This window comes from Steroidobacteraceae bacterium (assembly GCA_041395505.1).
Classification (GTDB): Bacteria; Pseudomonadota; Gammaproteobacteria; order Steroidobacterales; family Steroidobacteraceae; genus JAWLAG01.
In genome coordinates this window covers 24949-48608 of record JAWLAG010000002.1, presented here as the reverse complement: position 1 = coordinate 48608, position 23660 = coordinate 24949, and the positions used below count along the sequence as shown (strand labels likewise).

General features: G+C 64.2%; 22 protein-coding genes. 10 read left to right on the top strand and 12 right to left on the bottom strand.

All coding sequences use genetic code 11. The features are described from left to right. Window positions 1–5 precede the first annotated feature (5 nt). Genes R3E77_12865 through lipB form a run of 4 tightly spaced genes read left to right on the top strand, consistent with a single transcriptional unit; the run spans window position 6 to window position 3451 of the window. Window positions 6–1064 carry a phosphotransferase gene (locus R3E77_12865; GenBank protein ID MEZ5500307.1) on the top strand — a complete coding sequence of 353 codons (1059 nt, stop codon included), beginning with the start codon at window positions 6–8 and terminating at the stop codon, window positions 1062–1064. Next, on the top strand, window positions 1061–1765 hold the full coding sequence (locus R3E77_12860) for a nucleotidyltransferase family protein (protein ID MEZ5500306.1): 705 nt from the start codon (window positions 1061–1063) through the stop codon (window positions 1763–1765). The genes R3E77_12865 and R3E77_12860 overlap by 4 nt, the downstream gene beginning before the upstream one ends. Next, entirely contained in the window at window positions 1762–2778 is a 1017-nt protein-coding gene (gene lipA, locus R3E77_12855; protein MEZ5500305.1) for a lipoyl synthase, read from the top strand. The genes R3E77_12860 and lipA overlap by 4 nt, the downstream gene beginning before the upstream one ends. Beyond that, window positions 2753–3451: a lipoyl(octanoyl) transferase LipB gene (lipB, locus tag R3E77_12850; protein MEZ5500304.1), complete on the top strand. Its 699-nt coding sequence runs from the start codon at window positions 2753–2755 to the stop codon at window positions 3449–3451. The genes lipA and lipB overlap by 26 nt, the downstream gene beginning before the upstream one ends. Here lipB and R3E77_12845 read toward each other — a convergent pair. The 11 genes from R3E77_12845 to R3E77_12795 form a co-directional block, all read right to left on the bottom strand. After that, complete coding sequence (locus tag R3E77_12845; protein ID MEZ5500303.1) at window positions 3408–4871, bottom strand: saccharopine dehydrogenase NADP-binding domain-containing protein; 1464 nt, start codon at window positions 4869–4871, stop codon at window positions 3408–3410. The two genes, lipB and R3E77_12845, sit on opposite strands and share 44 nt — an antisense overlap. A 99-nt stretch (window positions 4872–4970) precedes the next feature. Continuing rightward, window positions 4971–5237: a DUF493 domain-containing protein gene (locus tag R3E77_12840; GenBank protein ID MEZ5500302.1), complete on the bottom strand. Its 267-nt coding sequence runs from the start codon at window positions 5235–5237 to the stop codon at window positions 4971–4973. Beyond that, entirely contained in the window at window positions 5231–6097 is an 867-nt protein-coding gene (locus tag R3E77_12835) for an aminotransferase class IV (GenBank protein MEZ5500301.1), read from the bottom strand. Before R3E77_12835 ends, R3E77_12840 begins: the two co-directional genes overlap by 7 nt. Window positions 6098–6136: 39 nt before the next feature. Further along, complete coding sequence (locus R3E77_12830) at window positions 6137–7276, bottom strand: D-alanyl-D-alanine carboxypeptidase family protein (GenBank protein MEZ5500300.1); 1140 nt, start codon at window positions 7274–7276, stop codon at window positions 6137–6139. Window positions 7277–7305: 29 nt separating this feature from the next. Continuing rightward, window positions 7306–8319 carry a septal ring lytic transglycosylase RlpA family protein gene (locus R3E77_12825; GenBank protein MEZ5500299.1) on the bottom strand — a complete coding sequence of 338 codons (1014 nt, stop codon included), beginning with the start codon at window positions 8317–8319 and terminating at the stop codon, window positions 7306–7308. Beyond that, the gene (mltB, locus tag R3E77_12820; GenBank protein MEZ5500298.1) at window positions 8316–9323 is read right to left on the bottom strand and encodes a lytic murein transglycosylase B; all 1008 of its coding nucleotides are present in this window, start codon (window positions 9321–9323) and stop codon (window positions 8316–8318) included. Before mltB ends, R3E77_12825 begins: the two co-directional genes overlap by 4 nt. Continuing rightward, entirely contained in the window at window positions 9323–10459 is a 1137-nt protein-coding gene (rodA, locus tag R3E77_12815; protein MEZ5500297.1) for a rod shape-determining protein RodA, read from the bottom strand. The genes mltB and rodA overlap by 1 nt, the downstream gene beginning before the upstream one ends. Continuing rightward, a complete protein-coding gene (gene mrdA, locus R3E77_12810; protein MEZ5500296.1) occupies window positions 10456–12372 on the bottom strand; it encodes a penicillin-binding protein 2 in 1917 nt (638 codons plus the stop codon). Before mrdA ends, rodA begins: the two co-directional genes overlap by 4 nt. Window positions 12373–12387: 15 nt before the next feature. Next, window positions 12388–12861, bottom strand: a complete 474-nt coding sequence (gene mreD, locus R3E77_12805) for a rod shape-determining protein MreD (GenBank protein MEZ5500295.1) — start codon at window positions 12859–12861, stop codon at window positions 12388–12390. Next, the gene (mreC, locus tag R3E77_12800) at window positions 12858–13796 is read right to left on the bottom strand and encodes a rod shape-determining protein MreC (protein MEZ5500294.1); all 939 of its coding nucleotides are present in this window, start codon (window positions 13794–13796) and stop codon (window positions 12858–12860) included. Before mreC ends, mreD begins: the two co-directional genes overlap by 4 nt. A 13-nt stretch (window positions 13797–13809) precedes the next feature. Continuing rightward, a complete protein-coding gene (locus tag R3E77_12795; GenBank protein ID MEZ5500293.1) occupies window positions 13810–14853 on the bottom strand; it encodes a rod shape-determining protein in 1044 nt (347 codons plus the stop codon). Between the two features lie 126 nt (window positions 14854–14979). Here R3E77_12795 and gatC point away from each other — a divergent pair, with 126 nt between their 5' ends. The 6 genes from gatC (at window position 14980) to R3E77_12765 (ending at window position 22819) form a co-directional block, all read left to right on the top strand. Then, window positions 14980–15270, top strand: a complete 291-nt coding sequence (gatC, locus tag R3E77_12790; GenBank protein ID MEZ5500292.1) for an Asp-tRNA(Asn)/Glu-tRNA(Gln) amidotransferase subunit GatC — start codon at window positions 14980–14982, stop codon at window positions 15268–15270. Next, window positions 15270–16730, top strand: a complete 1461-nt coding sequence (gene gatA, locus R3E77_12785) for an Asp-tRNA(Asn)/Glu-tRNA(Gln) amidotransferase subunit GatA (GenBank protein MEZ5500291.1) — start codon at window positions 15270–15272, stop codon at window positions 16728–16730. Before gatC ends, gatA begins: the two co-directional genes overlap by 1 nt. An 8-nt stretch (window positions 16731–16738) precedes the next feature. Then, window positions 16739–18178 carry an Asp-tRNA(Asn)/Glu-tRNA(Gln) amidotransferase subunit GatB gene (gene gatB, locus R3E77_12780; protein ID MEZ5500290.1) on the top strand — a complete coding sequence of 480 codons (1440 nt, stop codon included), beginning with the start codon at window positions 16739–16741 and terminating at the stop codon, window positions 18176–18178. Beyond that, window positions 18178–19086 carry an Hsp33 family molecular chaperone HslO gene (locus R3E77_12775; protein ID MEZ5500289.1) on the top strand — a complete coding sequence of 303 codons (909 nt, stop codon included), beginning with the start codon at window positions 18178–18180 and terminating at the stop codon, window positions 19084–19086. Before gatB ends, R3E77_12775 begins: the two co-directional genes overlap by 1 nt. A gap of 260 nt (window positions 19087–19346) precedes the next feature. Next, entirely contained in the window at window positions 19347–22610 is a 3264-nt protein-coding gene (locus R3E77_12770) for a S8 family serine peptidase (GenBank protein MEZ5500288.1), read from the top strand. After that, window positions 22610–22819, top strand: coding sequence for a hypothetical protein (locus R3E77_12765; GenBank protein MEZ5500287.1), 210 nt, complete (start codon window positions 22610–22612; stop codon window positions 22817–22819). The genes R3E77_12770 and R3E77_12765 overlap by 1 nt, the downstream gene beginning before the upstream one ends. 20 nt (window positions 22820–22839) lie before the next feature. On the opposite strand, the gene R3E77_12760 is transcribed toward R3E77_12765, so the two are convergent. Then, window positions 22840–23622, bottom strand: a complete 783-nt coding sequence (locus R3E77_12760; GenBank protein MEZ5500286.1) for a methyltransferase domain-containing protein — start codon at window positions 23620–23622, stop codon at window positions 22840–22842. Between the last annotated feature and the right edge of the window lie 38 nt (window positions 23623–23660).

Below are 23660 nucleotides of genomic sequence, written 5' to 3'. Positions count from 1 at the left end.
GCGCGATGCAACATGCTGGAGCAGAAAGTAGTCAGCCGGTCGACCCACGACGGGAGCTCCTCGCGGGCTGGCTCCAGGGCGACCTCGGTTGTCGAGTGCGTAGCCTTGCGATCGCATCGGCCGACGCGAGTTTCCGGCGTTATTTCCGCGTCATCGATCACGACGGCGCAAGCCGTATCGTCATGGATGCTCCGCCCGAGCATGAGGACATCGAGCCCTACCTGCGCATTGGCAAATTGCTGGGTCACGCAGGTGTGCACGTGCCGGCCGTGCTCGCGAGCGATCTGGGGCGCGGTTTTCTGTTGCTTGAGGATTTCGGTGATCGCCAATACCTGGCGGCACTGCGCCAGGGTGCGGATCCGCACCGCCTGTATGACGATGCGTTGCGGGCACTGCTCGCAATCCAGGTCGATGCGCAGCCCGCAACGGCCGAGCTCGCCCGCTACGATGCAGCGGCGCTCGAGCGCGAGATGCAGCTCATGCCGCAATGGTTCCTGCAGCGTCATCTCGATCTCGATGTCACCACCGATACCGCAGGCATGCTGCGAGCCGCGTTCGACTTTCTGATCGGTGAGTTGCTCGCGCAGCCGGTCGTATTCGTGCATCGCGATTACCATACGCGCAATCTGATGCTGCTTGCCGAACGCAATCCGGGTGTCCTCGATTTCCAGGACGCGCTCGCCGGGCCCATCGGCTATGACCCGGTCTCCCTTCTCAAGGACTGCTATATCGAGTGGCCGCGTGCAACATGGCTCGAATGGCTGGCGCGCTATCACACGGCACTCAGCGGATGTGGTGCCGAGGCGGGCGATTTCCCGGAGTTCACGCGCTGGGTGGAACTCGCCGGCGTGCAGCGTCATCTCAAGGTGCTCGGCATTTTCGCACGCCTCTGGCATCGGGATGGCAAAGCCGGCTACCTGCGCGACCTGCCGCTCACGCTGCGCTATACGATCGACGGCTGCCGCAGATTTCCCGAGCTAGGCGTGCTCGCGGACTACCTCGAGCAGCTTGCGGATGAGCTTCCCGTTGCGACGGAACGGGCGCTCGCGACGGTCGCGCAATGAAGGCGATGATACTCGCGGCGGGCCGCGGTGAGCGCATGCGTCCGTTGACGGATCGGCTGCCGAAGCCGCTGCTCGAGGTTGCCGGCAGGCCGCTCATCGACTACCACCTTGGCAATCTGCACGCGGCCGGTGTGCGCGAAGTCGTGATCAATCTTGCCTGGCTGGGGCAAAGAATCCGCGAATTCGTCAAGGATGGCTCACGCTGGGGCCTGCGTGTGCACTTCAGCGATGAAGGACGCGAAGCGCTCGAGACGGCGGGCGGCATCGTGGCGGCGCAACGCTGGCTCTCAAGCGAGCCATTCCTGGTGGTCAACGGCGATATCTACTGTGACTTCGAATTTTCACGGCTGCGACTTCATCCGGGCGCGCTTGCGACCCTGGTTCTGGTCGCCAATCCCACCCACCATCCGCGGGGAGATTTCTCACTCGATGCCGCTGGTATCGTCGGCTCGGCGCCAACGCGGCTTACGTTCTCCGGCATCGCGATCTACGATCCGACCCTCTTCGCCGGCCTGGCATCGGGCAAGCGCAAACTGCTCGATGTCCTTGCGCCCGAAATCAGCGCGGGTCGCATCATGGGCGTGCGCCATGATGGCCTCTGGCATGACGTCGGTACGCCCGAGCGGCTCCGGGATCTCGACCGGCAAGTGCGCCTGGCCACTGCAAGCGAGCATGAAATGCCGTATCGTTGCCCCACATGAGCCGCCTCAAGGACATTCCGGTCACTATCAGCCGTGAAGCCCCGCGCAGCGGCGACAAATACCTGACCGAGCAGGGCTTCACCGCGATTCGCGATGGCCAGAAAAAACGCAACGGCGTGACGGTACGCCGCGACAGCGGCAAGCCGCGCTGGTTGCGCGCACAGATGCCCGCGGGCGAGGGCTTCAACGACGTGCGCAAGATCGTGCGCGAACATCGGCTCGCGACCGTATGCGAGCAAGCACATTGCCCCAACATCGGGGAGTGCTGGAACGCCGGCACGGCGACCATCATGCTGCTTGGCGAAGTTTGTACGCGAGCCTGTAGGTTCTGTGCTGTGGATACCGGCAATCCACGCGGCTGGCTCGATCGCGAGGAGCCGCTCAACACGGCGCGCAGCGTGCAGTTGATGGGCTTGCGTTACGTCGTGCTCACCTCGGTGAATCGCGACGATCTCGCCGATGGTGGCGCCCGGCATTTCGCTGCAACCGTTCGGGCGATCATCGAACTGTCGCCGCAGACCCAGGTGGAGGTGCTGACGCCGGATTTCTGCGGCGATCCTGCTGCGGTCGAAGTGGTCGTCGACAGTGGGATTGCGGTCTTCGCGCAGAATATCGAGACCGTCGAGCGCCTCACGCACCCCGTGCGTGATCCACGCGCCAGCTATACGCAAACGCTCGCAGTTCTCGAACACGCCAAACGACACGCGCCCGCCGTGCTGACCAAATCCAGCCTCATGCTGGGGTTGGGAGAAAGCGAGGACGAGGTCATCCAATGCATGCGCGACCTGCGTGCGCGCTCGGTCGACCTCCTGACCCTCGGGCAGTATCTGCAGCCGACGGTGCATCACCTGCCAGTCGCCCGTTTCGTCTCGCCGCAGGAGTTCTCGGCACTGCGTGATACCGCACTGGCGATGGGTTTTCGCGAATGTGTCGCAGGGCCTCTGGTTCGCTCGAGTTACAGGGCGGAGCGGGCGCTGGCTGGCAACAATGCCGGAATCCGCAATACGCCCTGAGCCCTGCCGGCAGCCGCTGCGCGCGCGCTGGCTCGGCAGGCAGCCCTATGAGCCGACCTGGCGGGCGATGCAGGCATACACGGAAGCGCGCGATCAAAATACGCCCGATGAACTTTGGCTGCTCGAGCATCCACCCGTGTTCACCCTGGGGATGAATGCCGACCCGGCCCATGTTCTCGACGCCGGGTCCATCGACGTCGTGCGTGTCGATCGGGGCGGCCAGGTGACCTATCACGGCCCCGGCCAGTTGATGGTCTATCCGTTGCTCGATCTGCGTCGGCGCGAGCGCGCCGTGCGCTGGCTGGTGAGCGCACTCGAGTCCGCCGTGGTTGACTATCTCGCTGCGCTCGGCTACCGAGCGGCGGCGCGTGCGGATGCACCGGGCGTGTATGTGTCCGGAGCGAAAATCGCGAGTGTCGGAATACGTGTGCGCAAGAATGGCAGCTACCATGGTCTCGCATTCAACGTCGCGATGGACCTCGCGCCGTTCGCAAGGATCAATCCCTGCGGATACGCGGGTCTTGCGATGACCGACCTGGCGACGCTCGGCACGCAACAGTCGGTCGCTGCATCTGCCGCGAACCTGCTGCCCTGCCTTGCGCGAAGACTCGAGGTCGACGAACCGCCGCTCAGCCGCGACGGTTTTCTGCCGTTCGGATCAGCGGCGCACTGATTGCACGCCAGTCGCGCTCCGGCGCGTCAACGCGCAGATTCACGAATTGCCATGGATCGGTCTCGTCGTGGCAGTCGGCCCGCTCGAAATCATCGAGCGCTGACCACTCGGCAAAATGCCCTTCGCATGCGCCGAGATAGGGCAGGGCGACATCGAGCGCCGCGCGGTAGTCGATCTCGTCGGGCTCCACGATGCCGCGCCGCGGGTTGTCGATTGCCCAGGCGACAGCCGCGAGCGCGCCGGCCGCAACCTGCAGGCTGGTCGCATTGCTGCTCTCGACGAGCGCGCGCGCATGGTGAATATCAAGACGCGAGCCGAGCCAGTACGGACCTGCGGCGGGGCCGCATACGAGTACGCCGAGCTCATCCATGCCGGCAACGATCTCGCTGCCTAGGACGCGCTGGCGGGCATGCGGCGCGAAGCGGGCCTCGCGAAATTCGTCGATCGACCGCATGGCCGCCGCGCAAGGTCGATACGCGAACTGCACGCTCGGGCGATACAAGGTGGTGCCTGCATCCCGTACCGAGAAGTAGTCTGCGATCGACAGCGTTTCGTCGTGACTTATCAGCAATCCCTGTTGTGGTCCGACGCTCGGTACCCAGCTGCGCACGTAGGTCTCGACGCCAGGTCGCTGCAGCAGGATGCCGCTGCGTGATCCCTGGGCATGGCGGCGCGCATCGTCCGGCAGCCAGCGCTCGTGGGTGCCGAAGCCAAGCTCGGCGGGCTGCAATAACTCGAACGTGAACCCCGGCACCGACCAGGTGTTGACGAATTCATCGGCCGGCTTGTTCGTCGACTCGCGCTGCGAGTCGCGCTCCGCAATCTGCACCAGGCGCACGTCGAGTCGGCGCGCGAGCCGCGCCCAGTCATTGCGGGTACGAGGTTCGGAACGTATACCTTCGCGCGCCGCGAGGTCGAGGAGTGCGCGCTTGAAGAAATGCGAGACCAGGCCCGGATTGGCGCCATGGTCCATGACCGCAGTGCCTGATTCGCCCAGTTCGCGCTTGAGCGCGAGCACCGACTCGCGCATTACGTAATTGCTGTTCGCCAGATGGTCTGCGCCGTTCGGTTGGCCGGCGCCGTCCCAGACTTCGATGGAGGTATCGACGTAGAGAATATCGCGGCGCGAACAGAAGCGTGCGACCTCGCGGCTGCCGACGCCGACGGAGACGTTCACCAGCAGGTCGCCGCTACGCAGCAGGGAGCCGAGTACGCGGCGGAAATTTTCGCGGTTGAGCGGTTCGCGTCGAAACGACACGCCCAGGCGTTCGCAAAATGGCCGACCATCCTCGTCGGCGGCCAGAACCGTGAACCGCGAAACATCGTCGGAGAAGCGCCTGATCAGCATGGGCAGGAGTGCCTGTCCGATGCTGCCGCAACCCAACATCAGTATGCGGCCAGGTAATGCTGGAGTACGCATGGCGTGCTGCCTCGTTACCGGTCGAATATCGATGTCAGGGCATCATGGCATGTGTGCCCCGCTTTGACAAATCAGCGACGTGCGCTGGTGCACATTATCTCAAATCACCATGATGACGTGCGGTGCGTTGCGAAGTTCGATTACGAGCGCGGTGATGTGCTCGCGACTCTCGGCGACGATGCGATAGGTGATGGAAACATAGTTGGCGTGTCCGCTGTTGCGCACCGAAACCTGTTCATCGACAAGCTGCGGCACGTGGCGGCGCACGATCGCATCGATCTCGGCGCGCAATACGGACGTACTGCGACCAACCACTTTCAGCGGATAATCGCAGGGAAAACGCAGCAGCTGCTCGCCGGTTACCATGGCAATGCCGATTCCCTGGCCAGCATGGCCTCGAACTGCGCTCGCAGCTGCCGATACAATGGGCCGACCCGGCCGTCGCCGACGATGGCGTCGTCGAGGCGCGTGACAGGGATGAATTCCCGTAACGCAGAGCTGATCCAGATTTCCTCCGCGCTGCGCAGCTGCCGCTCGCTGACCGGTTGCCGGATGCAGGGTACTCGCAAATTGTTCGCGAGTTCGAGGACGACATCGCGGGTCGTCCCGGGTAACAACAGCGGTCCATCGGGCGGTGTGAGCAGGCGACCGCCATGCACGAGGTGAACGCTGCTCGACGTGCCTTCGGTGACCCAGCCATCGCGCAGCAACAATGCCTCGGCCGAGTCACGTTCGCTTGCCATCTGGCGCAACAACACATTGCCGACCAGGGCGACCGTCTTGATATCGCAGCGCTGCCAGCGTATGTCGGCGGTCGTAATTGCCCGCACGCCATCGCGACGCACGCTGTCGGCCGGCCGCGTCCAGGGGGCCGCATAGGCGAATACGGTCGGCGCCAGCGCTGGCAATGGTGCAGGGTTGCGCTCGCCCGCTCTGCCGCCGCGGGAGACCTGCAGGTACAGGTATTGATCGGACGCCGCGCCGCCTGCGAGCAGGTGAGAGCAGATCGCGCGCCACTCGGATTCGCTGTGCGGCGAGTCGATCGACAGCTCGCCGAGGCTGCGGCCGAGGCGCGCCAGGTGATGTGCGAAACGAAACGGCCTGCTGGCATACGCCGGTATGACCTCGTAGACAGCGTCGGCAAACAGAAAACCCCGATCGAACGGCGAAATCCGCGCCGCCGCCGCATCCATGTACTCGCCGTTCACGAAACACAACGATGTCATATGCGGCCGACCAATCCGGCGGGGCTGATCTGCTCGTGCTCAGTGAAACCAGAGGGCAATGGTGTCGACCAGGCCGCCCCACCAGCCTCCGGCTGCCACGGCCGTTGCTGCCTGAAGCGGCGCCTGCGCAACGACCTCCTCGCCACTCAATACCGTGATCTCGCCGATGTCATCGCCCGCGGCGAAGGGCGCGATCAGGGGATCGCGGGCCGATGCGCGTGTCGTGAGGGCAGCCGCCGTGCCACGCGGTACGGTCACCCACAGCTCATGGCCGGTGATGGCATCGACCGCATCGGTTGCTCCCTTGTAGACCTGCGGCACGAGAATCTTCTCGCCTGCGGCCTTCATGCGGACGGTTTCGTAGAATGTATAGCCGAAGTTCAGCAGGGCGGCGCTGGCGTCAGCGCGTGCTTTCTCCGACGCCGTACCGAGGACAACCGATATCAGGCGCATGCCGTTGCGGTCCGCCGACGTCACGAGGCAGTAACCCGCGGATTCGGTATGACCTGTCTTGATGCCATCGACCGACGGGTCGCGACCAAGCAGGTCATTGCGATTGCGCTGGCGGATTCCGTTCCAGGTGAATTCGGGCTGCGAATACCAGCGGTAGTATTCGGGAAAGTCGCGTATCAACGCGGCGGACAGCTCTGCGATATCCGCGGCGCTCATGTAGTGCTCGGGATCGGGCAAGCCGGTGCTGTTGCGAAAGTGCGAATTCGTCAGGCCGAGCTTCCCGGCATAGCTGTTCATCATGGACGCGAAGCCGTCTTCACTGCCGCCGACGCGTTCCGCGAGCGCGATCGCCGCGTCATTGCCGGACTGGATGATCATGCCTTTCAGCAGGATGTCCACCGGCACGCTTGCGCCGACCTTGATGAAACTGCGCGAACCTTCGGCGCGCCAGGCGTGTTCGCTGACCAGAACCGAATCGTGCAATTGCAGACGGCCCTCGCGGATTGCTTCGAACACCACGTAGGCGGTCATCAGCTTGGTGATGCTCGCGGGTTCCATTCGCGCCGCGGCGTCGCGATCGGCCAGCACCTTGCCGCTGTGGAAGTCCACAAGCAGGTAGGCCCGGGCATCGATGTCGGGTGGTTTTGGAACCGGCATGGCGGCCGACGCCGCAACGCAGAGCGCGAGCAACAACGATGCATGAAGCCAGGGTGCACATCGACGCATGGCGGAACTTCCGTGGGCTGTACCGAAGGTCATTTTATCGCGGCCTTGCCCGCGGCGGTTTCAATCCGTAGCGGTGCTGGAAGTCCGAGCGCGTCCAGCCGTTGCGCGAGCGCGGTGAATTCGGCATCGGAGGCAAGCGGGCCCACCTTGACGCGGTGCAGCCGATCGCCGGTGGCCTCGTCGGCAAGCTGGAGCTGCACCTTGGCAATGCCGGCCCCAACCAGTCGATCCCGCATTGCGATGGCATTGGCGGGGTCGGAATAGGCCCCGACCTGCGCAAATGACTCGGGTTCGGCGGATTCGACAACCGATGGTGACGGGGACGGTGATTGTGGTCTCGATGGCGTCACCGCCGCGGCCTGCGTGTCGATCGCTGCGGGTGGCGGCGCGACCGGCCCGGCGCCGGCGTTGCTGGCCGCTACCGGGATCGCTGCGGCGATGGTCGAGCCCGTGGCATTGCCGGCTTGCAGTACCCGCAGTTCCACCAGCGCTGTGCCCCGGCGAAGCATGTCCAGTTTTGCCGCCGCCGTGTAGGAGAGGTCGACGATGCGATCTCCGACGAAGGGGCCGCGGTCGTTGATGCGCACCACGACGCTGCGGTTGTTCTCGAGATTGGTGATGCGGGCGTAGCAGGGTATGGGCAGGGTCTTGTGCGCCGCCGTCATGCCGTACATGTCATAGGGCTCGCCGCTCGAGGTGCGCTGGGCATGAAATCCGGGCCCGTACCACGAGGCGATGCCACGCTCGACATGGCCGGCAGCGGTGTCGAGCACGTAATACCGCCGGCCGAAGACCTCATACGATGCAGGATTGCCGAACTTGCTGCGCGGCTCGCTCTTCGGAACAGCGTCGGGAATCGCGGCAACGTCGGGGGGTGCCGCGCTGCCGCCGGTCGACTCGCCGCGCTCAACCGTCGGTTGCCTCGTCGTACCGCGCTCTCGCAATGGCGCGCAGGCGCTCGCCAGGGCAGCGACCAGGAGGATGGCGATCGGCGCGTGCAGCCCGCGACCAACGGCGCCGCGTCGCCGCGCAAGGATCATCATTGCGTGCCGACGCGTCCGCTGATGGCCGTGGCCAGGTCGTGGACCGCCATTGCATAGCGCACGCTGCGGTTGTACCGGGTGATAACGCGAAAGTTTGCGAAACCGACGCGTACCGCAGGGCCTTCTTTCTCTTCCGCCGGGATCAGCAGGGCCGGTGTCTCGGCGGGCAGGTCACTGTGCACGACGACCCCCTCGGCGCGCAGGCTGGCGATGGTCTCGTTCAGTTCCAGGTTGCGAGGATCAGCCGTATAGCTGCCATCGGGATCTGCCTCGGCCTCGGCAAGCACGGGCGCGCCGGCTTGCCAGCCATGTTCGCGGAAATAATTGGCGATGCTCGCAAAGACATCATGCCAGTCGGAGAACAGATCGCGTCGGCCGTCGCCGGAACCGTCGACCGCGTAATTGCGATAGCTCGAGGGGATGAACTGCGGTGCCCCCATCGCGCCGGCATAGGACCCGAGGACCGATAACGCGTCCACATGTTCCTCGCGCACCAGTTGCAGGAACTGCGCGAGCTCGGCGCGAAAGAATTCGCCGCGCGGTGAGTAATCAAAGCCGAGCGTTGCCAGGGCATCCAGAACGCGCCACCGGCCGGTGATGCGGCCGTAGAAGGTCTCCACACCGATGATGGCGACGATGTATTCGCCGGGGACGCCGCTTGCCTCGCTGACCGCGGCCAGTGTGTCGCGATGCTCACCGAAGAAGGCGACGCCTTTGTCGATCCGCTCTCGCGTGAGGAAGTTCTCCCGATACTTCCACCAGGGGGCGACTTTTTCGGCAGGGCGCTGCATCAACTCGATGATGCGCGGTTGCGGTTCGGCTTTGGCAAGGATTGCATACAACTCGCCCGGATCGTAGCCAATGGCCGGGGCGGTAGTGGTTACGAACTCGCGGATATCTTCGCGATCGAGATCGAAGCGATTGTGGCCGGAGAAGCGCTTGCCGCTCGCGTCGGCGCCAAGCGCAGCGAGGCAGGCCAGCCAGACGAATGCGCCAGCGCGCACTACCCGACCAGTTTTCGATGTGAGTACATGGACATCAGGATACCGAAGCCCGCCAACAGGGTCACCATCGAAGTGCCGCCGTAGCTGACGAGCGGCAGCGGTACTCCGACGACCGGCAGGATGCCGCTCACCATGCCGGCATTGATGAACACGTAGACGAAGAAGGTCAATGCGAGCGAGCCGCTCAACAACCGCGCGAACGTATCCTGCGTCTGCATGGCAAGGTAGATGGCCCTGAAAACCACGAACAGGTAGAGCACAAGCAATATGGCCTGCCCGACCATGCCGAATTCTTCGCCAATCACCGCGTAGATGAAATCGGTGGACCGTTCGGGCAGGAATTCCAGTTGCGCCTGGCTGCCATTCATCCAGCCCTTGCCGAATACACCACCGGAGCCGATGGCGATGGTGGCCTGGATGGTGTGGTAGCCGGCACCGAGCGGATCAGTCTGCGGATCGAGAAAGGTCAGCACGCGTTGACGCTGATAGTCGTGCAGGAAATTCCAGCCGACATAGGCGCCCGCGACGGCGAGCGCGAGCAATGCGCCAATCAGTCGCACTGACATGCCCGCGAGCAGGATCAGCAATGCGCCGCCTATGGTGATCAACATGCCGGTGCCCAAGTCGGGCTGTGCCACCGTGAGTCCGGCCGGTACCGCGATGATCACGGCGCAGACCAGCAGGGAACGAATCGACAGCGGGATCGGCCGCTCGTGCAGGTACCAGGCGCACATCATGGGTACGGCGATCTTCATGATCTCGGAGGGCTGGAACCTGATCACGCCGAGATCGAGCCAGCGCTGCGCACCTTTGCCGATGTAGCCGATCGCGTCGACCACCACCAGCAACACCGTGCCGAGCGCGAACAGCCATGGTGATATGCGTCGCAGGAACGCGGGTTTGACCTGGGCCAGTGCCAGCATGGCGAAGGCGCCAAGCCCCAGGCGCGCGCTCGCGCGCAGCACCATGCCGAGATCCTGGCCCGAGGCGCTGTAGAGCACGATGAGTCCATAGGCAGCAATCAGGCCGATACCGACCAGCAATGCGCCGTCGAGGCGCAGCGTCGCAAGGATTCTTGCGGTGGCCGTCAGCGTGCGTCGGGTGACCGACGAATTGTCGACTTCCTCGTAAATCATTCGCCACCCGCCTGGTTGTCGATGAAGGGTGAATCGTCCTGCACGCCCGGCAACAGATAGGCGTCGAGCACCTTGCGCGCAATCGGCGCGGCCGTGCCGCTGCCGCTGCTGCCGTTCTCGACCAGAACGGCCACGGCAATCCGGGGAGCTTCGACAGGAGCGAAGGCGATGAACCAGGCGTGATCGCGCAGCCGCTCGTCGATCTTGCTGGCGTCGTACTTCTCCGTCTGCCCAACCGTGAAGACCTGCGCCGTGCCGGTCTTGCCGGCGATGGTGAATTTCGCGCCGCGCGCGCTCGCCCGGGCCGTACCGATGGTGGTCACGGCCTGCATGCCGTCGATCGCGATCTGCCACTCGGCCTGATCCTTGATCGGCAACGTCTCGACCAACCTCGGCGCAATGCGCTCGATGTCGCCGCTTGCCGGATCGCGCAAGCCAGTGACCAGCCGCGGCTGGTAGCGCTTGCCGCGAGCGGCAATGATGGATGCTGCGTGCGCCATCTGCATCGGGGTCGCAAGCAGATAGCCCTGGCCAATGCCGAAGATCACGGTCTCGCCCGGAAACCAGGTCTTGTCAACCGGGTTGGCAAATGCCGTCTGTTTCCACGCGGGTGATGGCAACAGGCCGCTCTTTTCACCGCCAACATCGAGTCCGGTGACCGCGCCCAGTCCGAAATGACCAAGAAATCCGGCCAGGCGCTCGGCACCGATCACTTCGGCGAGACCGTAGAAATACACGTCGCAGGACTGTGCAATGGCATGGACCATGTCGACGCGGCCATGTCCTTGTGGTTTCCAGTCGCGAAACCGGTGCCGGGATCCGGGCAACGTGAAAAAGCCACGGCAGAAGCGGCTGTCCGACGGCGCGATGACGCCATAGTTGAGTCCGGCCATGGCCACGATCGGCTTGATGGTCGACCCCGGTGGATAAACGCCCTTCAGGGCGCGATTGAACAAGGGCCTGTCGATGTCGTTCTGCAACGCATCGAACTCGGCCTGGGTGAGGCCGCGGCCAAACGCATTGGGATCGAAGCCTGGCTGGCTCGCGAGCGCGATGACGTCGCCAGTTGCCGGATCGATCGCGACGATCGCCGCGCGTCGGCCCTCGATGGCCGCTTCGGCGGCGCGCTGCACGTCATAGTCCATCGCCAGAATGACGTCGCGACCGGCGATCGGCGGCACGACTTTCAATTCCGGGATGACGCCGCCCTGGCGATCGACGCTTCGTCCCTGGGCGTTGACCAGTACTTCCTTTGTGCCATTGCGGCCGTGCAGTTGCGTTTCGTATGCGGCTTCGACGCCGAGCTTGCCGATCAGCGACGTGCCAAAGTAGGTGCTGCGATCGATGCGTTCGAGATCTGCCTCGCTGATGGCCGCGACATAGCCGAGGGCATGCACGGCCGAGGCGCCAAACGGATAGCTGCGCGCGAGGCGCACCTTGATGTCGACGCCTGGAAAATCCATGCGGTGCACCGCGAAGCGGGCAACTTCTTCCTCGCTCATGCGCAGCTTCAACGGCACGCTTTCGAACTTGCGACGCGCACGAATTCGGCGGCGCATGTCGGCGATTTCCCCGGCCTCGATGAGCCGCAGCTGCGCGAGTCGCTGCAGCGCATCGTCGAGATCCGGAACCTGCTCGCTGATCAGTTCCAGTTGGTAGGCCGGCACGTTCTGCGCGAGTATGCGGCCCTTGCGGTCGAGTATCAGGCCGCGACTTGCCGGCAAGGGCTCGATGCGCACGCGATTTCCCTGCGACAGGTCGGTGTAATACTCGTGCTTCCAGATCTGCAGCCATGCCAGTCGCGCGATCAATGCAAGCGTCAGCGCCAGGATGATGACGATTGCGATGACCGTGCGCTGCTCGAAAATGCGCTGTTCGCGCCACTGGTCCTTGATGCGCACGGTTGCGTTCATGGGCGCTTGATCGCGCTAGCGGCTGTAGCGGCCGACAATCGCAGCCACGAGCGGCCAGCAGATTGCGCCGAGGACCGGGCTCAGCCACCGCCACGGATTGGCGATCGCGTGGCCGGTCCAGCCGTCGATCGCCCAGACGATCGCTTCATAGAGGAATACCGCCGCGAACACGAACAGGCATTGCTGCAGCAGGGTCTGATTGCGCAGCAACAGGTGCATGCGAATGGCGATGTAGGCGACAATGCAGGCCGCAAGCGCGTGCTGGCCGAGCACGACGCCATGGAAAACATCCATGGCGATCCCCGCCACGAAGGCGATGGCGATGCCGCCGAGGCGCGGCGCGACGACAGACCAGAACAGGACGACGAGCAACACGATCGGCGGACGGAGGGTTGCAAGGACGTTCGGCAGCGGCACGGTCTGCAACGCGATCGCGACGAGTAGTGATATCACGAGCACGCGACGTGACGGTTCCTGCGTGAGCGTCACGGTCTGTCCCCTGCAGGCGCATCCCCGTCGGCCGCGGCGGCGGTAGTCGTGGTGTCTCCCGTTTCACCGGCGGATTTCTCATCGCGCACATCGTTTCGCAGCCAGATCAACATGACCTGCCGGTCGCGATCGAGTCCGGCGAGCGGTCTTGCCCGCACCTGGGTCAGGGATTGCGCGACATCGCGGGATACGTCGGTTACGCGGGCAACGGGAAAGCCGGCCGGAAAAACCCCGCCGAGACCCGAGCACACCAGCAGGTCGTCCTCGCGGATGTCGGCCTGTATCGGCAGTGCCTGCAATACGATTTCGCTCGCGGCTCCGGTGCCGACGGCAATGCTGCGAAGGCCATTGCGCAACACCTGCACGGGGATGGCGTGTTCGGGATCGCTGATCAATATCACTTCGCTGCTCACCGGCCCGACGTGCAATATCTGGCCCACGACGCCACGTCCGGCGATCACCGTCTGGCCGCGGAATGCGCCGTCGATCTCGCCGCGGTCTATCACCATCCGCTGGCGCAGACTCGTCGACTCGAAGCTCTTCACCTGTGCGGCGAGATGCCGGTCCGCAATATTGACGGCGGCGCGATCGATTTCGCGCCAGCGCGCATTCTCGCTCGCCAGCGCCTCATAACGCATTACCTTCAGGTCGAGATCACGAACGCGCTGGCGCAGCGATGCGTTCTGTTCCTGCAATTGGTCGCGCGCTTCGAATGTCTCCCGCAGCCAGCGCCAGGCCGCGCCTGGCGAGTTGACGGCGAGCTGTATCGGGTAGGCCGCGGCGGTCAGCGCGTAGCGGGCAGTCTCGAGCCAGCCACTGCGCTGATCGATGATCATCAGCGTGACACTGAGGATGCTGTAGAGCGTCAGGCGCGCTCCAGCGGACGGTCCGCGCACCGGCAGCGGTCGGTTCGCGCGTCTCGCGAATGCCGCCACGGTGTATGCCCGTCTATTCGAGGCCGAAGTGGCCCGGGCCCAGTTCGTCCATCAGCTCGAGGATCCGGCCGCCACCACGGGCCACGCAAGTGAGCGGGTCATCCGATACCACGACGGGCAGGCCGGTCTCTTCCATGAGCAGCTTGTCGATGTCGCGAAGCAGCGCGCCGCCGCCGGTCAGTACGATGCCGCGTTCGGCGACGTCGGCGCCGAGTTCCGGCGGCGTCTGCTCGAGCGCCTGCTTGACGGCGCTGACGATCGCCTGCAGTGGTTCCTGCAAGGCTTCGAGGATTTCGTTGCTGTTGAGCGTGAAACTGCGGGGAACGCCTTCCGAGAGATTGCGGCCCTTGACCGACAGCTCGCGCACTTGTTGTCCTGGATAGGCCGCGCCGATTTCGATCTTGATCCGCTCGGCCGTCGCCTCGCCAATGAGGATGCCGTAATTGCGGCGCACGTAGTTCATGATGGCATCGTCGAAGCGATCGCCGCCGACGCGCGCGGAGTTCGCATACACAATGCCGTTCAGGGACAACACCGCAACCTCGGACGTGCCGCCGCCAATGTCGAGGACCATCGAGCCGCGCGCTTCGTGCACCGGCAGGCCGGCGCCCACGGCGGCCGCCATCGGCTCGCTCACGATGCCGACATTGCGTGCGCCGGCACCTTCGGCCGATTCACGGATGGCCCGGCGCTCGACCTGGGTGGACCCGAAGGGGACGCAGACCAGCACGCGCGGCGAGGGCTTCAGCAGGCGCTGGCCGTGGACCTTGCCGATGAAGTACTGGAGCATTTTCTCGGTGTAGGTGAAGTCGGCGATGACGCCGTCCTTGAGGGGCCGGACCGCCGTGATGTGGCCCGGCGTGCGCCCGAGCATGCTTTTCGCTTCGGTGCCGACCGCCACGATGACCTTGCCGCCGCGCGAGGGCTCATCCTGTACGGCTACGACCGACGGCTCATTGAGAACGATGCCCTTGTCACGGACATAGATAAGAGTATTGGCCGTGCCCAGGTCGATCGACAGATCGCTGGAGAAATAGCCCCGCAGGCGTTTGAACATGTAAGGCGACCGGTACTCGCGAAAATGCGCGAAAAAGTTGCGCTAATCTAGCAACCACCGGGACATTCCACAAGGCGAGGTGTATGATTTTCAGCCTTCGCCTGTTGATTCTTCCAACCGTTTCACATGACCCTGCAGCGTGACGACATCGAGCGCATCGCCGCCCTGGCGAAACTGTCGCTGACCCCGGCCGAACTACCGGCCTACCTCGAGAGCCTGCCAAAGATAGTCGAGTTCGTCGGGCAACTCGAAGCGGCGGATACGGGCGATGTCGAGCCCATGGCGCATCCCCTCGAGGGCCAGAGTCAACGCCTCGATGTCGATGCGGTCACAGAATCCGATCAGCACGAGCGCTACCAGCGCAATGCGCCGGCCGTATCCGCCGGACTCTACCTCGTGCCCAAGGTCATCGAGTAATGGCGCTGCATTTGCGTACCCTGGCCGAGCTGCGCCGCGGCCTGCTGGCCCGCGAGTACTCCGCGCTTGAACTCGCGCAGGCGTACCTGGCGCGGATCGAGGCGGCCCAGCCGACATTGAATGCCTTCATCACCGTGACGGGTGAGTCCGCCCTCGCTGCGGCCCGTGCCGCTGACCAGCAACTTCTGCGTGGCGAGTCCGGGGCGCTCACGGGATTGCCGCTCGCACACAAGGACATCTTCTGCACCGACGGCGTATTGACGAGTTGCGGATCGCGCATGCTCGCGAATTTCGTCTCGCCCTACGACGCGACCGTGGTCGCGCGGCTGCGTGCCGCCGGCGCGGTCATGCTAGGCAAGACCAACATGGATGAATTCGCCATGGGTTCGTCCAACGAGACGAGCTATTTCGGCGTCGTGCGCAATCCATGGAACACCGAGCTCGTGCCCGGCGGCTCATCGGGTGGTTCGGCTGCCGCGGTCGCGGCACGGCTGGTACCGGCTGCTACCGCGACGGACACCGGCGGCTCGATACGTCAACCGGCGGCTTTGTGCGGCGTCACCGGACTCAAACCCACCTATGGTCGGGTGTCGCGTTACGGCATGATCGCCTTTGCTTCGAGCCTCGATCAGGGCGGCGTCATCGCTCCGACGGCTGAGGACTGCGCCCTGCTGCTCGGTGCCATGGCGGGTTTCGATCCGCGCGACTCGACCAGTGTCGATGCCCCGGTACCCGATTACCTGGCCGCACTCGGCCAGTCGCTGCGGGGCCTCAAGATCGGTCTGGTCCGTGAATTCGTCGGCGCCGGACTCGATGCCGGGAATGAACAACGCGTGCGCGCAGCGCTCGCCGTCTACGAGCAGCTCGGCGCCACGTTGTGCGAAGTGAGCCTGCCCAATCTGGCGTTGTCCGTGCCGACCTACTATGTGGTCGCTCCGGCGGAGTGTTCATCCAACCTGGCGCGTTTCGACGGCGTGCGTTTCGGTTATCGCTGCGAATCGCCGCGCGATCTCAACGACATGTATTGCCGATCGCGCGGCGAGGGCTTCGGGGCCGAGGTCAAGCGTCGCATCATGACCGGCACCTACGTGCTGTCCGCCGGGTACTACGACGCTTATTACCTCAAGGCCCAGAAGGTGCGACAGCTCATCGCACAGGATTTCAAGCGCGCCTTCGAGAGCGTGGACGTGCTGGTCGGACCGACCACGCCGACGCCTGCCTTCGCCATCGGCGCGAAGACCGCCGATCCGCTGACCATGTACCTCAACGACATATACACCATCGGCGCCAACCTCGCGGGATTGCCGGCGATTTCCCTGCCTTGCGGTTTCGTGGGTGGATTGCCGGTCGGGCTGCAGATCGTCGCACCCCATTTTGCGGAAGCGCGGTTGCTGAATGTCGCGCACGCCTACCAACGACAGACCGAGTGGCACAGCCAGTTGCCGGCGGCATACGCCTGATCCGCATGATGGACTACGAAACAGTCATCGGTCTCGAGATACACGCGCAGCTTGCAACGCGCTCGAAGATCTTCTCGCGCTCGGCCACGGCATTTGGCGCAAGCCCCAACGCCCAGGCCAATCTGGTCGACCTGGGCTACCCCGGCGTGCTGCCCGTGTTGAATGGCGAAGCCGTGCGCATGGCGGTGATGTTCGGGCTCGCGATCCGCGCGAAGGTTGCCGAGCGCTCGGTGTTTGCACGCAAGAACTACTTCTATCCCGACCTGCCCAAGGGTTACCAGATCAGCCAGTACGAGCTGCCCATCGTTGCCGGCGGCACCGTCGAGATCGTGCTGGCGGACGGAACGACCAAGACCATAGGCGTAACACGTGCGCACCTCGAGGAAGATGCCGGCAAGTCGCTGCACGAAGGGCTCAAGGGCGTATCGGCCATCGATCTCAATCGTGCCGGAACCCCGTTGCTCGAAATCGTGTCCGAGCCGGACCTGCGCTCTGCCGGCGAAGCCGTGGCCTACATGAAGAAGATCCACACGCTGGTGCGCTACCTCGGCATCTGCGATGGCAACATGCAGGAAGGTTCGTTTCGCTGCGACGCGAACGTGTCCGTGCGCCGGCGCGGCGCGAGCGCTTTTGGCACACGTGCGGAAATCAAGAACCTGAATTCCTTCCGGTTCATCGAAAAAGCCATCAACTTCGAGGTGGCGCGCCAGATCGACATCGTCGAAGGCGGAGGCAAGGTCGTCCAGGAAACCAGGCTCTACGATCCGGATCGCGGCGAGACGCGCTCGATGCGAAGCAAGGAGGAGGCGAACGATTACCGTTATTTCCCGGATCCTGATCTGCTGCCGCTCGAGGTCTCCGCTGCGTATATCGAATCAGTACACGCGCAGTTGCCGGAATTGCCGGACGACAAGGCGCAGCGCTTCGTTGCCGACTACGGATTGTCGGCCTACGACGCCGGAGTGCTGACCGCGAGTCGCGAGCTCGCCGATTACTACGAGCAGGTGGTCGCGGCGGTTGGCGCGCAGCACGCCAAGCTCGCGGCCAACTGGGTGAGTGGCGAACTCGCCGCCGCACTCAACAAGGATGGTCTCGATATCGCTGCCAGCAGGGTCGGCGCCGCGGCGCTTGCGAACCTGCTCGAGCGGATCAACGATTCCACGCTCTCGGGCAAGCTTGCCAAGGAAGTGTTCGAAGCCATGTGGAGCAGTGGCAAGGGCGCCGATGCGATCATCGATGAGCGGGGCCTTCGGCAGATCACCGATACGGGCGCCATCGAGCGCGTCATCGACGAGGTCATGTCGGCCAATCCCGGCCAGCTCGCCGACTACCGCGCCGGCAAGGACAAGCTGTTCGGCTTCTTCGTCGGTCAGGTCATGAAGGCCTCCGGTGGCAAGGCCAATCCCGCCCAGGTGAACGCACTGCTGAAGCAAAAGCTCGCGCCCTGATGGTCCTGCCGGAGGATCCCAGCGCCGACAGCCTGCGACGTTTCGTATTCGATTCACTTCCGATGCGAGGCTACTGGCTCGATCTCGGGCCCGCATGGCGGGAGCTCAAGGCGCACCAGCATCATCCTGCTGCCGTGGAAAGGCTGCTGGGCGAGACACTCGCGGCCAGCGTGCTCCTTGCGGGCACGCTCAAGTTCGATGGCCTGCTCACGCTGCAGATCGAAGGCAGCGCCAACATTGCGCTGCTGGTGGCGCAATGCACGCATGACTATCGCATGCGGGCGATGGTGCGTGTCGCGGACGTTGCCGGGGAGGGCACGAACTTCACGTCGCTCGTGGGCGAGGGAACGCTCGCCGTGACTATCGATACGACTGCGATCGAAGGGGGACGTTACCAGGGCATCGTGCCACTCGATGGCAAGAGCCTCGCCGAGTCGCTCGAGCACTATTTCGCGTCCTCGGAGCAACTCCCCACCCGGGTGTTGCTCGCGGCGGATGCAAATCGCTGTGGCGGGCTCATCCTGCAGCGCATGCCGGCCGACAGTGGCCGCAATGCAGAAAATCACGACGGCGAGTGGCGCCTCGCTGGCGAGCGGTTTTCCCGACTGGCACGCGGGCAATTGCTTGACGGTGACGGCGAGTCGCTGCTGCGAGCACTGGCAGGATCCGAGGCCATCCGGTTGTTCTCCCCTCAGCCGGTGCGGTTTCGCTGCCGCTGCGATGGCGACCGTGTCGCAAGCCTGCTGCAGGGCCTTGGCCGCGAGGAAGTCGAGGACATCCTGCGCGAACAGGGCAGCGTCAGCGTCACCTGCGAGTTCTGTCAGCGCCCCTATCGTTTCGACGCCGGCGACGTGGAGCAACTGTTTGCCGGCGATCACCCGCCGAGTGGTTCGCGCGCCCTGAACTAGGCAAGCACAGCGCAGGTGGCGGACGAACCGCCCCTTGCGCCTGCGGCGACGCCCACCATCCCGGTGGGCACTGCCATTGGCACCCCATTTCAGAGTTTTCACTTGCCCGGTGCCGGTTCATTTGACCGACGCATTATTCCAACCACATCACAGTTTTCGGCCGGGCGGCGGTGGCGCCGAACGACACATGCAACGGCGTTTTTCCATGAAATACAGGCCTCGACGATCAACACGACGGCAACAGGAATTCGGGAACGGCCATGCAGAAGAAATTACTGGCGATTTCAGCGGCGGCAATTCTGGCGGGAGGGCTCTATCTGGCCCGGCCCGATGCATTGCCGGTTACGAGCGCTGTCGACGAAGCCGTGGGCAGCGCATCGGATGCAAGCCCGATTCGCGTTGCCGGCAATCCCTGGGACGATTACGAGCCGGCTGTCTCGCAGACCAAGCCGGTCGCGCAGCTCGCGCGCGCCGTCGTTGCGATGGCGGACGACCAGTTGCCGGTGTTCGAAGCCGTCGACCGCTCGGCGCCAGCCTACCTGGCCCATGATCCCCGTCCGGTTGCCGCGCGGCCAGGTGCGCTCGGCGCTTCCTACGATCCGGTGACCCCGGCGGGTTACGTCGACCAGCTGCTGCGCACCTCGCACGAGGCGGACATGGGCGAGCTCGCCACGCGCATCGCCGCGCTCGATGGCCGCATTTTGCGCAATTATCAGAATTTGCACATGCTTGCGGTGCGTGCACCGCAGAGCCGCATCGCGGCGCTGCTGGCGCTCGATGGCCTGCAATCAGCCGGCGTCGATCGCGACGTTGCCTTCATGTCGCAGCCGACACTCGAATCGGCGCACCTGCCCACTCAAGGTATGAGCGAGTTCACGAGTGTGCGCAGCGATATCGGCGTCGCCGTGATCGACACCGGTGTCGCGGATCATCCTGACCTCAACGTCGTGCGCCGTGCCAATCTCACCGCGCCGGTCACGGAGCTCGTGGCAAGTGGCCGCAGCGACGGCGCGCTGAAGGCGCTCTACCTGTTCGACGAGGGCAGCGGCGCACGCGCGTTCGACCGCACGAGCGGCACGCCGATGCATCTCGATCATTACGCCGACAGCAGTGGCCTGACCCAGGCCGATGGTGTCGCCATTTCGGGTTTGCGTTCGGTTGGCTCGCCATCGGCGCCGTTCCAGATGCAGAACAACTCCGATCATGCGATCCAGATGTTCTGGGTGGATTTCTCCGGCAACCTGGTGTCCTATGGAACGATACAGCCCGGCCAGAACTGGAGCATCGGTTCCTATCGCGATTACCCCTGGGTGGTGGCCAATGCGGCCACGGGCAAGCCCGAGGCGGTGATGCTCGCGCCGGTCGCAAGCAAGCAGCATTACTTCAATGGTCTGCCCGGCGAGTTTTCGGCGAGTGGCCTGAAGGTACACAACGGCGTGTTCGCGAATTTCGACAGCAACGACAAGATCGGCCCGAGCTGCAAGGCGAACAATGCCATGACGCTCGAAGTCTGGTTGACGCCGGCGAACATCACCGACAATTCGATCATCCTGCAGCGCGGTGTGACGACGATCGGCGACTTCAAGCTGTTGCAGATGGGCAATCGCTTCCAGGCCCGGGTGCGCAAGTCCGCCACGGTCGTCTACACCTATACCAACAGCGGCGCGCTGTTGCCTGGCAAATCGACGCATCTGGTGGTCACGCGCGGTACCGACGGCTATGTGCGCATGTACCAGGACGGCATCAAGACCTATAGCAACGGTACGAATCGCAGCGAACCGCTCGCCTGGGATACCAACTATCCGTTGCAGATCGGCGATACCGATGTGCCCTGGCAGGGCTCGATCGACATGCTTGCCGTGCACTGCCAGTCGCTCAGCGACAGCCAGGTTGCCGCGCACTATCTGGCGGGTGCGAACGCCTATGTGACCCAACTCGACGCGGTCGGCCACGGCACTCATATCGCTGGCACGATCGGTGGCAATGGCAACAAATCGGCAAAGCAATACAGCGGCGTTGCGCCGGGCGCATCGCTCTATGACCTGCGGGTGCTCGACAGCACTGGTCGCGGTACCGTCTCCGGTGTGTTGGCAGCCTTCGACTGGCTGATGGAGCAGGGTTCGCGCGAAGGCATTCGCGTCGCCAACCTCTCGCTCGGCAAGGCGGTCGAAGTCAAGGCGGCGGATGACCCGCTCGTGGCCGCGGTCGACGCCCTGGTCGCGCGCAACGTCACCGTGGTCACCTCGGCTGGCAACTACGGCGCCGCCGGCAATTTCTATGTCACGAGTCCCGGTATCGCGCCGGCAGCAATTACCGTGGGTGCGCTCAACAATGCCGATACCGGATGCTCGGGCGATGACACGGTCGCCGACTTTTCATCGCGCGGCCCGACGCTGTATGACCACTACGTCAAGCCCGATCTGCTGGCGCCCGGCTATCGCGTCATTGCGCCGATCTCGAAAGGCTCGTTGTCTGCCGGCTATCCTGAGCGCCTGGCCACCTGCCTGACTGGCGATTGCTACGGCCAGTATTTCCGTCTGAGCGGTACCAGCATGGCAGCGGCGGTCACCTCGGGCGCCGCGGTGCTGATGCTCTCGCGTGATCCATCCCTCAATCCGGCGAGCGTCAAGGCGCGCATGATGCGCTCGGCTCGCAAGATCGCGGGCGACCCGGTCGCAACCGGCGCCGGTGTACTCGACATCGCGGCAGCGATGCGCGACACGGGTCGCGTGGCACGTGCGCCGTCGCCGAAGTTGATCCGCCCGAGCGCCGGCACCACCGTGCTGATCGAAGACACAGGCAAGTTGTGGGGTAGCAGCGAGTGGTCGGCGCGCAATATCTGGAACAACGGTTACCTCTGGAACGACGGCTACCTCTGGTCGGATGGCTATCTCTGGTCCGACGGCTACCTCTGGACCGACGGTTACCTCTGGAACAACGGCTACCTGTGGAACAACGGCTATCTCTGGTCGGATGGCTACCTCTGGGCCGATGGCTACCTCTGGAACAACGGCTACCTCTGGAACAACGGTTACCTGTGGACCAATGGCATCGAGATGATGGCCGACAGCTCATCCTCGAGCGCGGGCGGCTCCTGCCCGGCCGACATGACGGTCACGCGGCTCAGCAATGGCGGCTTCGAGCAAGGGACTGCCGGACTGTGGCAGCCCGCGAGCGGCATCACCATCACGACATCAGCTTTCGAGGGCGCGAAAGCACTCAAGATCACCGCGCCGTCGAGCTCGTCACTGTGCACCTCGTTTACGCTCAATTCCTTCGAAGTTGGCCAGGTACTGACCACCGTCGGCTATTACACGGCCGAGCCCAACCGTCCGTGGACTGGCATCGGCTTCGACTACTTCGACGCGAACTGGACCGAGATCGGCGAGAACTACACCTCGCTCGCTCCCGCCAGCGCCTGGACCCGCTTCACCTTCAACGGCACGCCGCCCGCGGGCACCCAGCATGTCACGCTGTGGTTTTGTGGCGGCAGCACGAAGTACGATGCCCTGGAGGTACGCTGATGCGCCGCCGCACCCGTCGTGGTTCCAGGTCGTTGCCAGCGTCGTCACATCGCGCAACGCGCTCACCTTCGCCGCGCCGCACGCATGCCGACGACGACTATTGCGGATTCCTGTCGGCGCCCGAGCAGCGTGCCTCGGCTTTCGCCGAGTGCGGCGGATCCGCGCAATACCTCGACGGGCCGGGCGATCGCATCGCTGCCTGCTTTTGACTCCCCGTGCCGCGTGGCCCTCAGCGCGGCTTGCGGAACTTGAGCGTAAAGCGATCGCTATAGCCTTGCAGCGATATGCGCTGCGAATCGAACTGCAGGCTGTCATCCGGCCGGTAGTGCAGATCGCTGTAGTCGACGAACTCGAAGCCCGCCGCCGTCACTTCCTTGATGACGAGTACCGGGTCGATGCGGCGCCAGGTCTCGCTGGTGGCCGGTTCCATGTGCCGGCGCGTGTGATCGACGATGCCGTAGATGCCGCCCGGCTTCAACGCCCTGAAGACTTCGGCGTTCAACAGGGCCCGCGATGGCGCCGTCAGGTTGTGCATGTTGCGAAAGGTCAGCACCATGTCGACGTTCTTCGCCGGCAGCTGCAGTGATTCGACGTCGGCAATACCGTACTGACCGGTCGGCTTGAACACCGTCTTGTCGTCAAGGACCTCGACCTTGTCGAGACCCCACTCAGTCAGCAATGGCGCAAGACGTTTTGCGCCGATGGCGAGCGATAGCTTGCCCTTGTCCGCAAGCACGGGCGCAAGCACCTTGGTATACCAGCCGCGCCCGGGCAACAGTTCGATGACGTGCATGTCCGGTTGCAGGCCGAAGAACTCCAGGGTCTCGAGCGGCTTGCGTTCGGGCTGGTCGCGCGCGCGTTCATCGGCCGTGCGGATCGACGAAGCCAGTGCGGCTTCGATGCGCGTGGCGGCTTCGCTCTTGGCGGGCGCATCCTGCGCGGCGGCGACGAGCGGCAAGGCAATTGCAGTCGTCGCGATGCAGAGTCGGAAAAATCCTGTCGATGTCATCATTCTGCTCCGGTTATCGTGGCATGAGTGCGGGTCATTCG